General features: G+C 50.8%; 11 protein-coding genes and 1 pseudogene. 8 read left to right on the top strand and 4 right to left on the bottom strand.

The window, feature by feature from the left end:
* Positions 1–268 precede the first annotated feature (268 nt).
* From GA565_RS11545 to GA565_RS24955, 5 genes and pseudogenes are all read left to right on the top strand, one after another.
* Positions 269–526 carry a hypothetical protein gene (locus GA565_RS11545; RefSeq protein ID WP_152198565.1) on the top strand — a complete coding sequence of 86 codons (258 nt, stop codon included), beginning with the start codon at positions 269–271 and terminating at the stop codon, positions 524–526.
* Positions 527–796: 270 nt separating this feature from the next.
* A complete protein-coding gene (locus GA565_RS11540; protein WP_226950953.1) occupies positions 797–1,822 on the top strand; it encodes an efflux RND transporter periplasmic adaptor subunit in 1,026 nt (341 codons plus the stop codon).
* Complete coding sequence (locus GA565_RS11535) at positions 1,819–3,807, top strand: MacB family efflux pump subunit (RefSeq protein WP_152198563.1); 1,989 nt, start codon at positions 1,819–1,821, stop codon at positions 3,805–3,807. The genes GA565_RS11540 and GA565_RS11535 overlap by 4 nt, the downstream gene beginning before the upstream one ends.
* Positions 3,804–5,213, top strand: coding sequence for an efflux transporter outer membrane subunit (locus tag GA565_RS11530; protein ID WP_152198562.1), 1,410 nt, complete (start codon positions 3,804–3,806; stop codon positions 5,211–5,213). Before GA565_RS11535 ends, GA565_RS11530 begins: the two co-directional genes overlap by 4 nt.
* A 153-nt stretch (positions 5,214–5,366) precedes the next feature.
* A pseudogene (locus GA565_RS24955) lies at positions 5,367–5,453 on the top strand (hypothetical protein); the annotation flags it as partial.
* A gap of 292 nt (positions 5,454–5,745) precedes the next feature.
* Here GA565_RS24955 and GA565_RS11520 read toward each other — a convergent pair.
* Both GA565_RS11520 and msrB read right to left on the bottom strand, forming a co-directional pair.
* Positions 5,746–6,012 carry a YeaC family protein gene (locus GA565_RS11520; protein ID WP_055771403.1) on the bottom strand — a complete coding sequence of 89 codons (267 nt, stop codon included), beginning with the start codon at positions 6,010–6,012 and terminating at the stop codon, positions 5,746–5,748.
* A 138-nt stretch (positions 6,013–6,150) separates the two neighbouring features.
* Positions 6,151–6,564 carry a peptide-methionine (R)-S-oxide reductase MsrB gene (gene msrB, locus GA565_RS11515; RefSeq protein ID WP_055771400.1) on the bottom strand — a complete coding sequence of 138 codons (414 nt, stop codon included), beginning with the start codon at positions 6,562–6,564 and terminating at the stop codon, positions 6,151–6,153.
* Between the two features lie 348 nt (positions 6,565–6,912).
* Between msrB and gapA the strand changes: the two genes are divergently transcribed.
* Both gapA and GA565_RS11505 read left to right on the top strand, forming a co-directional pair.
* Entirely contained in the window at positions 6,913–7,911 is a 999-nt protein-coding gene (gene gapA, locus GA565_RS11510) for a glyceraldehyde-3-phosphate dehydrogenase (RefSeq protein ID WP_055771397.1), read from the top strand.
* A gap of 121 nt (positions 7,912–8,032) precedes the next feature.
* Entirely contained in the window at positions 8,033–8,899 is an 867-nt protein-coding gene (locus tag GA565_RS11505) for a D-hexose-6-phosphate mutarotase (RefSeq protein WP_152201450.1), read from the top strand.
* 71 nt (positions 8,900–8,970) lie between these two features.
* On the opposite strand, the gene GA565_RS11500 is transcribed toward GA565_RS11505, so the two are convergent.
* Entirely contained in the window at positions 8,971–9,825 is an 855-nt protein-coding gene (locus tag GA565_RS11500; RefSeq protein WP_152198560.1) for an aldo/keto reductase, read from the bottom strand.
* Positions 9,826–10,030: 205 nt separating this feature from the next.
* Positions 10,031–10,780: a MipA/OmpV family protein gene (locus GA565_RS11495; protein ID WP_193311900.1), complete on the bottom strand. Its 750-nt coding sequence runs from the start codon at positions 10,778–10,780 to the stop codon at positions 10,031–10,033.
* Between the two features lie 473 nt (positions 10,781–11,253).
* On the opposite strand from GA565_RS11495, the gene yeaG reads away from it, so the two are divergent.
* Complete coding sequence (gene yeaG / locus GA565_RS11490; RefSeq protein WP_055771386.1) at positions 11,254–13,188, top strand: protein kinase YeaG; 1,935 nt, start codon at positions 11,254–11,256, stop codon at positions 13,186–13,188.
* Positions 13,189–13,225 lie beyond the last annotated feature (37 nt).

The following is a 13,225-nucleotide window of genomic DNA, read 5'->3' as shown; positions in this document are numbered from 1 at the left end:
TGACCTTAATAATAATTATAAAATATAATTAAACTAAAAGTCATCATTGTCACCAATTAATAAATCATAAACTCACTGCACTATTTCTTAAAATCACCGTACATTCCAAATATAAATAAAAAAGCATATACAAAACTCCGCGCCTGAACTAACTTTCATTTCGTCAAAGTTAATTACCATTTTACTTTGACGCTAAGAAACGTTTCGCAAATATTTGCAACCGTTATCTCCGCAATGTTATTTACCTTAAGGAATAAGGGAAATTATTATGAACAAATTTAAATCGCTTGGAGCTGCATTTGTTTTACTTGGGGCCGTTGGTATGAGTTCGACTGCCCACGCAGACTTGCTGCCTGGTTTGCCCATTCCGGTGCCTGACGCCGCCGTATGTATCGTAGTGAACTCCATACTGCCAGCCACCGGTCTGCAAGGGCTGACACCGGCTCAAATTGAGGCATTAAAGCAGCAAGTTTTAGGCATGCTGCCTGGCGCAACCGTTGAACAAATGATTAAATGCCTGCCTTAATCGTTGAATTAATGGTGAAGCGTCTGCAGTAATAATTTTTTGAACCCTCCTGTCTGTGGGAGGGTTCAAATATAAAGGAGATCAATGGCCGAATGAAAATAACAAACAACAGCTATAGCCTCATACTCCCCCTTCATTATTTAGCAAGCATTTAAAATGCGCACTTTTAAAATACCACCCAAACTAAAATTAATGAACAGCAGGGCAGGCGCGGTGTTTTTTTTGATATTACTGGGGTTACTGGCTTTGGGGTTCACTTTATTAAGACCCGTGAAACGCCTCCCCCTACCTACTACCTCGGTAACCCGACAGACACTGGAAGAGACAGTATTGGCCAGCGGCGTTCTTCAACCCGTCAGGCAGGTTGACGTCGGATCTCAAGCTTCGGGGCAGCTAACCCGTTTAAACGTTGCGCCGGGTGATTTTGTTGATAAAGGTCAACTATTGGGTGAAATCGATCCTGCACTTTCTCAAAATGCGTTACAGGACGCCGAAGTGATGCTTAACAGCCTATTGGCACAGAAAGAGGCTAATCAGGCGTTAGTGAAGAGATCGCGCCTGATGCTGCAGCGCCAGCGAGATATGGTGGCGCAAAATGCCGCTTCACGTCAGGATTTGGAAGCTGCGCAGGCCGATTTACAGGTGCAGCAAGCGCAGCTAATCTCGATGGACTCTCAAATCCATCAACAAAAGATTCGCGTCGATACCGCGAAAACCAACCTGGGCTACACGCAAATTATTGCACCGGTCAGCGGTACGGTGGTCTCGGTCAACACACAGCAGGGACAAACCATTGTCGCCTCTTACGAAATACCGGTCATTTTGCAAATTGCCGACCTCAGTACGATGACGGTGCGCGCACAAATTCCCGAAGCCGATATCGACCGCATCCACAAGGGTTTGATGGCCTGTTTTACTACACTGGGGGGCACAGAAAAATCTTTTTGCAGCCGAATAAAAGCCCTCGAACCCGCAGCGGAGAAAATTAATAATGCTATTTTCTTCAGCGCATTATTCGACGTTGCTAACACGCAGGGTAGACTGCGGCCAGAGATGACGGCGCAGGTGAGCGTAGTGCTCAGTCGTGTTGAAAATGCGCTCTCCATTCCCGTCACGGCCTTGGGGTTGCCTCTGGCGGAAAATGATTATCAAGTCACCGTGGTCACAGCCGACGGCAAGGTTACGCTACGAAAAATTACTACCGGCATTGATAACGGCTCACAAATTGAAGTCAAATCAGGACTACGTGACGGAGAAACATTGCAACTGGTCGGTGACTGCGTGAGTCCTTCATGATAACGACACAGTCCTCGCCCCCTTCGCAGCAGACGCTGCTTTATTTGCACAATATCTGCCGCCGCTTTTCAACGGGCGCAGAGGAAATTACCGTGTTGCATAACATTTCTCTGAGCATTAAGGCCGGTGAAATGGTGGCGATCGTGGGGCCTTCAGGCTCGGGAAAATCAACGCTGATGAACGTCATAGGATGTTTGGATACCCCCACCAGCGGCGTCTATCAGGTAGAGGGGCAAAACGTTCAGCGGCTGTCCAGCGATGACCGCGCTCTTTTGCGTCGACAGCGATTTGGCTTTATTTTTCAGCGCTACCATCTTATTCCTGCACTGACCGTGTTGGAAAACGTTGAAGTCCCCGCTCGCTATGCCCATCAAACGCGAATGCAGCGCCAGAACAAAGCCCGTCAACTTCTCGCCCAACTGGGGTTAGCCGAGTTTGAAGCGCGAAACGTGGCGCGACTTTCCGGTGGCCAACAGCAGCGAGTCGGTATCGCGCGGGCGCTGGTCAACGGCGGCGAGATTATTTTAGCCGATGAACCAACCGGTGCACTGGACAGTCGCCACGGTCGTGAGGTGATGCAGTTATTACAACATCTGCACCGGCAAGGACACACGGTGATTATTATCACCCATGACCCGCAGGTTGCTGATTATGCCGATCGTATTATCACCCTGTCGGACGGAAAAATCGTCTCTGACGCGCCGCACGCGCCGCCTGACCGTGAGCAGCCTTCATCCCCCTCTCTGCCTTTCGTTAAAGCAAACTTGCCGACACAACGCTCATGGCGCTCTCGCTGGGAAGCTGCTTATGATTTGCTGTGGAGCGCCAGTCTTACGCTACTGGCACACAGAATGCGCTCTGGCCTCACGTTGCTTGGTATTGTCATCGGCATTGTCTCGGTGGTGTCTCTTAATGCCGCAGGTGAAGGGGCAAAACAATACGTGCTGAACACCTTATCTACGCTGGGGGCAAACGTCATAACACTGTATCCCGGCAAAGGATTTGGTGATGACCCCTCTTCTAGCCTGCGCGCCTTAGGTAGGCGAGACCTAACATTGCTGTCACAGCAGCGCTGGATAACGGCCGTCGCGCCAAAAGTTAGCAGCACGTTACCCATTCGCTGGCGACGAACAGACACCAGCGCCAATGTTAATGGCGTCAGTGCCGAGTTCATGAAAACCAATAATCTGCTGCCAGTCATCGGGCGCAGCCTGATTTCCCTTGATGTGAGCAGACAGTCATCGGTCGTGGTCATTGATGAAAATCTTCAAAGAAAGCTTTTCCCAAGCGGAACTCACCCATTGGGTCAAATTATTTTAGTCGGCACGCTGCCCTGCAAGGTTGTGGGCGTTATGCGCAGCACCTCCGCCTACGCAGGAACTGCGCTAAATCTGTGGCTGCCGTGGAGCACCGCCAACAGTCGCCTGCTGGGGCAGGACTGGTTCAACTCACTGGCCGTTTCCCTCGACGATCATGTCTCCAGCGATGCGGCCAAGCAGTCAATACAAAAACTGTTGACTCGCCTGCACGGTCGACAGGACTTTTTCATGCAGGACAGTGCGGCCTTCGTCAGCTCAGTCGAGAAAACCAGCTTCGCCCTGACGCTTTTTCTCTCCATCATCGCACTGATTTCGCTACTGGTTGGCGGCATTGGGGTGATGAATATTATGCTGGTATCAGTAAGCGAGCGCACCCGTGAAACGGGGGTACGCATGGCCGTTGGGGCTCGCCAGCAGGATATTCAGCGGCAATTTTTAACTGAGGCGGTGCTGCTGTGTCTGGCCGGGGCGACCGTCGGTGTCGCCGTTTCATTGACGATGGGTACCCTGCTTTCGCTGTTTATACAGTCCTGGAAACTGGTATTTTCATCCGGTGCCATCTTTACAGCGGTCGGCTGCGCGGTGCTGGTAGGCGTGTTATCGGGATGGCTACCGGCGTGGAAGGCCGCGCGCCTCGACCCCGCAGAGGCGTTGGCTCGCGAATGAGGTATTTCTGTTTACACTGGGCCGTTATTAGCGGATTAACACTGGCACTCAGCGGCTGTAGCGCACTGCGCAGCGCCCCCCCACCCACGCCGAGACTGCCCGCACATTGGCTTTCGGCCCCCCAGTCCACGTCTGCCACCCGCGACAACGATAACTTTTGGGCTTCACTCGGCGACCCTGCGCTGCCCGCACTATTGAAGCAGGCTTTGCGGCAAAATGATGACCTCAAGTTAAGTGCCTTGCGGATGAAGCTGGCGCAGCTGAAGGCCAGTCTGACCGGCCTTACGCGCTGGCCCTCAACGGCGGTGGCATTTAGCGCTGGGGTGTCGCGCTCAATGACCGAGGTTAACGGGGTTTCACCTTGGATGTCACGTTCAGCGGGTATGAACGTTTCGCTCAATTATCCGCTGGATATTTGGGGTGCAGAGCTGGCACAGCGTGACGCCGCCAATTTGGACGCACAGGCCAGTGAGAGTGACTGGCTTTCTGCCCGTTTAGCCCTTTGCGCCTCAGTAGCGATTGCGCGCTGGCAGTTGGGCTACCTGAATCGTCTGCAGGCTAACACTCGTGCAGACCTGGAAGATGCGCGAAATACACTGCAATTGGCGCAAATACGTTATCAGTCGGGCGCCACTTCGCAAGGAGACCTGACGTTTGCCCAGCGTTCTGTGGCCGACCTGCGGGTCGTGCTGTCAGCCAATCAACAGCGTCTGTTTGAGTCACGCCGTACATTTTCTATACTGATGGGAGACCTGCCACAAACACAACAGCATGAACTTGACTCTCTGCAAGACACACCCCTGCCTACGCCCGCCGTTGGGATTCCTGCAGACCTGTTGGCTAGACGCGCTGACGTTCACGCGGCAGAGCTGCGCGTTCGCAGCAGTCTGGCAAACTCAGACGCCACAGCATTGAGCTTTTATCCCTCGTTAACGCTTACAGCAGGCTATGGCACAGCCAGCCCAACGTTGAAACATTATCTGGCTAATCCGGTAGGTTCGCTCGCCGCCACGCTGGTGTTGCCTTTTATTCAATTCAACACTGCGCGCATCACGCGTCAAAGTGCGCACGTTATTTATGAGGCCGAGGCCGTTAATTTCAGGAAAACGTTGATGCAGGCGTTAATGGAGACGGAAGATGCGCTTTCGGCACGCCAGCAGCTCATCGAACAGGGGCAATATTTGCGTGAATCCCTGACACTGGCGCAGGAGGCTGAACGGCTAACGCGTGCACGCTGGCAGCACGGCAGCACCGATATTCAGCCGTGGATTGATGCACAACGCGCCCGCCGACAGGCCAGTCTTAATCTGCTACAAAACGTACTCGACAGCAAAATAAACGCCGTACAGCTTTATGTCGCGATCGGCGGTCAATATACCCAACGTGCCCCCAACAAAGATGTATGATAACTTTTAAAATTGTTATACCGAATATCTGACCGGCCGCTGACTTTTGCTGGATGGGTGATGATGCATGAGACTAAACCGGCATCGGCAGGCATCTCTGCACTTGCCCTGCTGGTAGCTGCGGCGTTTTGGCGGTGTTTATTCCGCTTTGTGGCTGGGCCGCCGCTGGGCGGTTTTATCACTCAGTACGCTTCTTGGCACTGGATTTTCCTGATAAACGTTCCGCTTGGCCTACTTGCCAAGCTGGGGCTGTGCCTTTCCTGCTGCCGCTGATGCTGCAGGTTGGATTTGGCTTCGATCCTTGGGGCGCTGGGTATTCGTTTTGGTGAACAGGTCGCTCACTAGGGAGCGTGGCAGTCGGGACCGGGAATAAGTTTTAAGCTGGCGTTTGTGTTTATGGCGGCGTTGGCGCTTATTGGCTGGATAGACATCTGGCGGCTTGAGGCGAATGCGGGACATAGCGTTTCGGGTTCAAAACGCGGCGTCTAAACCCGAAAGTCGTGAATACAGACTGAGACCGTCGGTTTACGGCTTACTGCGGTTTAAGTCTAATTACGTCCTGAAACTGCTGCTTCAATTCCTGCTTACTTTTTGTCACGATCTGCCCGTTGGTCCCCACCGTCATATGCTGAGCATCAACGTTGTGACGTGCCTGATAAAGCATCACTACCTGCAGGCTGTGCTCTTTTTGCAGCTCGGTGAGCCTTACCCCGTCGGGCCATTTACCTAACTCTACTGCAAGCGCAAGGCGTTGGTAAATTTCAGGCGTCATGACATCGACCAGTTCATGGATTTCCATTTCAAACTCCTCGCTCAGCGGAATTATTCAGCCAATTATTCACACGCCTTGAATAACTGGCTGAATCGATTTTGTGACTTTATTAATGCCGTTTTGCTCTGCATTTTAAGACAACAGTGTGCAGCGCAAAAGCAGCCATTAGCCAGCCGTTTTGTCACCATTTTCGCCGTCAATAAAGCTCATTGAGGCGGAATTTACACAGTATCGGTCACCAGTTGGCTCTGGGCCGTCTGGGAAGACGTGCCCCAAATGTGCATCGCAATTTGAGCAACGGATCTCTACGCGCTCCATGCCGTGCGTGTTGTCGGTAAGATACTTGATGGCGTCATGCGTGACGGGCTGATAAAAGCTTGGCCAGCCGCATCCGGCATCGAATTTCGTATCAGAGTAAAACAACGGCGCATTACAGCACAGACAATGGTAAATACCGTCGCGCGTATTGTGCAGCAGTTTTCCAGTGTACGGCCTTTCGGTACCGCGCTCCTGAGTCACATAGCGTTGTATATCAGTAAGTTGTGGATTTTGTGGGGTATCTTTGATTTCGTTGGCCATAGTTGCCGTTCTCTTCGAGATAAAAAAATCAACTAAAATAACAGTCAATTATAACAAAAAAGTAACAACGAGTCAGCCCGTTTTGGCTTAAACTCTATGCCATTGGTGCTGAGACAAGACTATGTGTGATTGCGATCACACATTTGATTCTAGGGGCGTTTAAACATCGGCATTACGCCCCAATATGCGTAACAGCTGATTTAGAAACGGAACGTTCAATAAGCGAACAATTGTAGGGGCACCCTTTGACTTACAGCAATAATTGACACGATTCCGCTTGACGCTCACCAAGGTTTTTGTAATTTTACAACCAACCTTTTATTCACTGAAAAATAGCTGGTGGAATATATGACTATCAAAGTAGGTATCAACGGTTTTGGCCGTATCGGTCGCATCGTTTTCCGTGCTGCGCAAGAACGCTCTGACATCGAAATCGTTGCAATCAACGATCTGTTAGACGCTGACTACATGGCATACATGCTGAAATATGACTCAACTCACGGTCGTTTCGAAGGCACCGTTGAAGTGAAAGACGGTCATCTGGTTGTTAACGGCAAAACCATCCGCGTTACCGCTGAGCGTGACCCAGCTAACCTGAAATGGAATGAAGTGAACGTTGACGTTGTAGCGGAAGCGACCGGTATCTTCCTGACCGAAGAAACTGCCAACAAGCACATCGAAGCTGGCGCCAAGAAAGTGGTTCTGACGGGTCCATCTAAAGATGACACCCCTATGTTTGTTATGGGCGTTAACCATAATGAATATGCTGGTCAGAAGATCGTTTCTAACGCATCGTGCACCACTAACTGCCTGGCTCCACTGGCTAAAGTTATCAACGACAAGTTCGGCATCGTTGAAGCACTGATGACCACTGTACATGCAACTACCGCTACTCAGAAAACTGTTGATGGCCCGTCTCACAAAGACTGGCGCGGCGGCCGCGGCGCATCCCAGAACATCATCCCATCTTCTACTGGTGCTGCTAAAGCAGTCGGTAAAGTTATTCCAGCGCTGAACGGCAAACTGACCGGTATGGCTTTCCGCGTACCGACTCCGAACGTTTCCGTTGTTGACCTGACTGCACGTCTGGAAAAACCAGCCACTTACAAAGAAATTTGTGCTGAGCTGAAACGCGCTTCAGAGAACGAACTGAAAGGCATTCTGGGCTACACTGAAGACGAAGTAGTTTCTACCGATTTTAACGGCGAAAAACTGACTTCTGTATTCGATGCTAAAGCTGGTATCGCCCTGAACGACAACTTTGTGAAACTGGTTTCTTGGTACGATAACGAAACTGGCTACTCAAATAAAGTTCTGGATCTGATCACTCATATCGCCAACAAATAATTCGTTGCAGATAAAGTGAACTGACAAAGGGCGACGAAAGTCGCCCTTTTCTGTTTAAATCACTCATCCAGTCAGTTTTCACCTGTCTTAGTTCACACCAGACATTGCACAGGACTAAATGATGACCGAACAGCTTTTTACCCTCCCCGTTTTGAAACAGCTCTCCCCTGCTATTACGCAGTGTCAAATTGCTGACCTGCCGATATTGGTTGTTAACCATCCCACAGGACGTGCGGCAATAGCGCTTCAGGGTGCTCATCTGCTGAGTTGGCAACCTGCCGGGCAAAAACCGGTTATCTGGCTTAGCAGTGAGACCGCATTTCAGCCTGGCGTTGCCATTCGCGGCGGTGTGCCCATTTGCTGGCCGTGGTTTGGCCCAGCAGGCAAACCATCCCACGGCTTCGCCCGTAACCTGCCTTGGCAGTTAACGGCACAGAGTGAAGATGAAGCCGGCGTAAAGCTGACTCTTACGTTAAAAGACAGTGAAGAAACGCGTACGCTCTGGCCACACGCCTTTACCCTGCATGCGCATTTCACCCTCGGTGAGCAGTGTTCTATCGAGCTTGAATCATTCGGTGATTTCGAAACCACCAGCGCACTTCACGCCTACTTTGAAATTGGCGATATTGCCGAGGTTAAAGTGGAGGGGCTGGGGCAGCCGTATATCGATAAAGTCGCTGCGGGCGAGCAGGCAGTGCTGGAAGGCGCGCTGACTTTTGACGGTCAGGTGGACAGAATCTTCACCCGACCTGAAGCTAAAAGCCTGATTGTTGACTCGGCTCTCAACCGCACCCTCCGCGTCGAGCATCAGGGTAACAGTGACGTCGTGAGCTGGAATCCGGGCGCTGAAAACTCCGCATCCATGAAAGACATGGCCGACGACGGCTATAAAACTATGGTCTGCGTGGAAACGGCTGCTGTTTCCCGCTCGCAGATCAGCACCTCTACCACGCCGGCGCGTTTGGCCATAAAAATCGCTATTGAATGATTTAGGATGCGCAAAGTGGAAAAATGTTAAAGAACGCCTCGGCGTTCTTTTTTTGCTAATAAAAGAGGGGCTTAAACGATATCGAGACGGGTTTTTTCCGCCGGTGCGGGAAATGCCTGTTCAATCAGAGCAATTTCATCAGGATTAAGGCGCAGAGTCAGAGCTGCGGCGTTCTCTTCTACGTGTGTGGGCTGAACGGCTTTGGGAATGGCAATCACGTTATCACTGCGGGTAACCCAGGCCAGTGCAATCTGCGCACTGCTGACGCCTCTGGCCCGTGCCAGTTGCTGCATCACCGGATGATGCAACACCTCTTGACGCAAATTTCCCGCCTGAGCCAGCGGACAGTAAGCCATGAGCGGCATCTGATGCTCGCGAGACCACGGAAGTAGGTCGTATTCAATACCTCGCGATGCGGCATGATACAGCACCTGATTTGTCACACAGTTTTCACCGCCTGGCACCTGCCACAGTTGCGCCATGTCTTCAGTGTCTAAATTCGACACGCCCCAATGGCGAATTTTTCCGGTTTTTTGCAAAGACTCCATCGCCAGCACGGTTTCATCCAGCCCAATAGATCCACGCCAGTGCAACAGATAGAGGTCCAGGGTATCGGTTTTCAAGCGCTGTAGACTCTGCTCGCAGGCGTTGACAGCTTTGACACCCCCAGCATTTTGCGGATAGACTTTCGAGACCAAAAATACCTCGTCCCTGCGGCCAGATATCGCCTCTCCCACCACGCGCTCAGCGCCACCGTCGGCATACATTTCAGCGCTATCAATCAGTGTCATACCTAAATCGATGCCCTGGCGTAACGCATTGACTTCAGAACGAAATGCCGACTCCTGCTCGCCCATGAACCAAGTGCCTTGTCCGATGGCGGGAACCTCTATTCCATTGGGAAATTGTACGGTTTTCGCGTTCATCTGCAGCTCCTGTTCAGGTGTTTATTCAGCAGGCACCGGTGGCACGTTTTAAAAGCACGTAAGGCCTACCGGCCATAATGTGAGGCATATCGCAAAACAACACTTCATAATGCGATTGCTCTTTAGATGTGCAAATGGGGCGAAACGCCCCATTAAAATGCATCCATTGCACCACCACAGTGCTTTGTGGGGCTGTTACCCGCTGTTAGAAGGTATAGCTTATGCCGGTCATCACTACACCGGTATAAGATTTGTCTACCATTGGGCTGTCTTTCACTTCGTCGGCCAGACGGATGTAACGTCCGGTGAAGAATGCCTGCCACTGTGGAGCAAAGCTGTAGCGTGCAGAAACTTCAACGTATGGGTTGAAGCTGTCGCCAGGCTTGTAGCTGTCTAATCCGCTGCGGCGTGATTCACTGCTGCTAATGCCGTAGTAGTATTTATTCTGATTGGCGCTGTTCCACATCACACCCACGCCCGGCACTACGGTCCATTTATCCCCTTTAAAGGCATAAAGGTAAGCCACATCGCCAACAATACCGTTGCTTTGGTCCAGCGTATCACCGGTGAGCATGCTGCGAATGGTGCCCCACTCAGCGTTGTGAGAGTAAGAAAGACCGGCCATTAATGTGCCGTGACGCTTGTCCAAACGTTTCATTTGGTCATCGTCGCTGTGGCTTGGTCTGTAACCGAACGGATTATAAGCTGCTACGAGACTTAACTGATTTTGCGGGTCTTTCCAGAGATAATATCCTGCCAGAAGCGAATGGACGTAGAAGCTGTCACCCTGATAGTCGATAACAGGAGCCGGATAAAAACGGGTGTTATCGCCACGGTAAACACTGGTGCTCCCTAAAGCAGCAGCGCCCAGAGACAGTCCGTCTGCATGCGCAGACTGGCAAAGCATGGCAACAACCGCCGCAAGAGGCAGAGTTTTGATGTAAGAAGCTTTCATTAAATTCATTCCCAAAAGTATAAACGACAGTAGTGTAAATGATTCGTCATAAAGCGTCAGGGATAGCGCACAAAAACCTAAACCAACCGAATAATTTATATGCTGATTATTAAATAATTATGACCAAAAATTGCTCATTTCGCCTGTACCCCCCGTCCTGCAAGGCTTCAAAGTAATACCACAGCAACTGAGTCATTGATATGGCTTAAAAAACGGCGATTTAGCACAGGAAATTTTTCAAAGGTCAAACTACGCTTATTAATAGGAGAAAAAACCAACTGATGACGTAACCTGCGCGTGTTGCTCATGACAGTTACCATGACTCTACTCAATTAAATAGAGCAACGACAAGTTGGCATAAGGGTTGCTAAATCTCTAAGAGAGTGTCAGTTGGGGAATTTTTCTTCCGGGAGCTGTTCCACCGCGTTATCGGCTCTCTTTAACCTGTGCTAAATAACGAAGGACGGGCATTTATGAACATATTTGACCATTATCGCCAGCGCTATGAAGCTGCCAAGGATGAAGAGTTCACACTGCAGGAATTTCTTACCATCGCTCGGCAAGATCGCAGTGCTTATGTCAATGCCGCGGAACGCCTGTTGATGGCAATAGGTGAACCCGTCATGGTCGACACAGCGCTTGAACCCCGCCTGTCGCGTTTATTCTCCAACCGCGTTGTTGCCCGCTATCCTGCCTTTGAAGAGTTCTATGGCATGGAAGATGCGATTGAACAGATTGTCTCCTACCTCAAACATGCTGCCCAAGGCCTTGAAGAGAAGAAACAGATCCTCTATCTGCTGGGTCCGGTCGGCGGCGGTAAGTCATCGCTGGCTGAACGATTAAAAGCGCTAATGCAACGAGTGCCGATTTACGTGCTCAGTGCCAACGGCGAACGCAGCCCGGTAAACGATCATCCACTCTGCCTGTTTAATCCGCAGGAAGATGCCCACATTCTCGAAAAAGAATACAACATCCCCACCCGCTATCTCGGCACCATTATGTCGCCGTGGGCGGCAAAACGCCTGCACGAATTCGGCGGCGATATTACCAAATTTAAAGTCGTAAAAGTCTGGCCGTCCATTCTGGAACAGATTGCGATTGCTAAAACGGAGCCCGGTGACGAAAACAACCAGGACATCTCGGCGCTGGTCGGTAAGGTAGATATTCGCAAACTCGAAAACCATGCGCAAAATGATCCAGACGCCTACGGTTATTCCGGCGCACTTTGCCGCGCTAACCAAGGGGTGATGGAATTTGTCGAGATGTTTAAGGCACCTATCAAGGTACTGCACCCGCTGCTAACCGCGACGCAGGAAGGTAACTACAACGGCACCGAGGGAATTTCTGCCCTGCCGTTTAACGGTATTATCCTGGCGCACTCCAACGAATCGGAGTGGGTGACTTTCCGCAACAACAAAAACAACGAAGCCTTCCTCGACCGCGTGTATATCGTCAAGGTGCCTTACTGCCTGCGCGTGTCGGAAGAGATCAAAATTTACGACAAACTGCTCAGCAACAGTGAACTGGTGCATGCCCCCTGCGCACCTGGAACGCTGGAAACGCTGGCCCGGTTCTCTATCCTTTCACGCCTGAAAACGCCGGAGAACTCCAGCTCGTACTCTAAGATGCGGGTTTACGACGGTGAGAGCCTGAAAGATACCGATCCGAAAGCCAAGTCGTATCAAGAATATCGTGACTATGGCGGCGTTGATGAGGGGATGAACGGTCTTTCTACACGTTTCGCCTTCAAAATACTCTCGCGTGTCTTTAACTTCGATCATGCCGAAGTTGCGGCCAACCCCGTTCATCTGTTCTATGTGCTTGAACAACAGATTGAACGTGAACAATTCCCGCAGGATATCGCCGAGAAATATCTTGAGCACCTCAAAGGTTACCTGATCCCTAAATACGCCGAGTTTATCGGTAAAGAGATCCAGACCGCCTATCTTGAGTCTTACTCGGAATACGGACAGAACATTTTTGACCGTTATGTCACCTACGCCGATTTCTGGATACAGGATCAGGAATATCGTGACCCAGACACGGGCCAACTGTTCGACCGTGAAGCTTTAAACGCAGAACTGGAAAAAATAGAGAAACCGGCCGGTATCAGTAACCCTAAAGATTTCCGTAATGAAATCGTGAACTTCGTGCTGCGTGCCCGTGCTAACAACAGCGGCCGCAATCCGAACTGGACAAGTTACGAGAAGTTGCGCACGGTTATTGAGAAGAAAATGTTCTCCAATACCGAGGAGCTGCTGCCTGTTATCTCCTTTAACGCCAAAACTTCGACCGATGAGCAGAAGAAACACGATGACTTTGTCGACCGAATGATGGAAAAAGGATATACACGCAAACAGGTTCGCCTGCTTTGTGAATGGTATCTGCGCGTGAGGAAATCATCGTAACGAGAACAGCAGGTAAAGCGGGGATCGTTGGCAACGT

The sequence above is a fragment of the Rouxiella sp. S1S-2 genome (assembly GCF_009208105.1).
Lineage (GTDB): Bacteria > Pseudomonadota > Gammaproteobacteria > Enterobacterales > Enterobacteriaceae > Rouxiella.
This window is presented reverse-complemented; position numbering and strand designations above follow the sequence as displayed.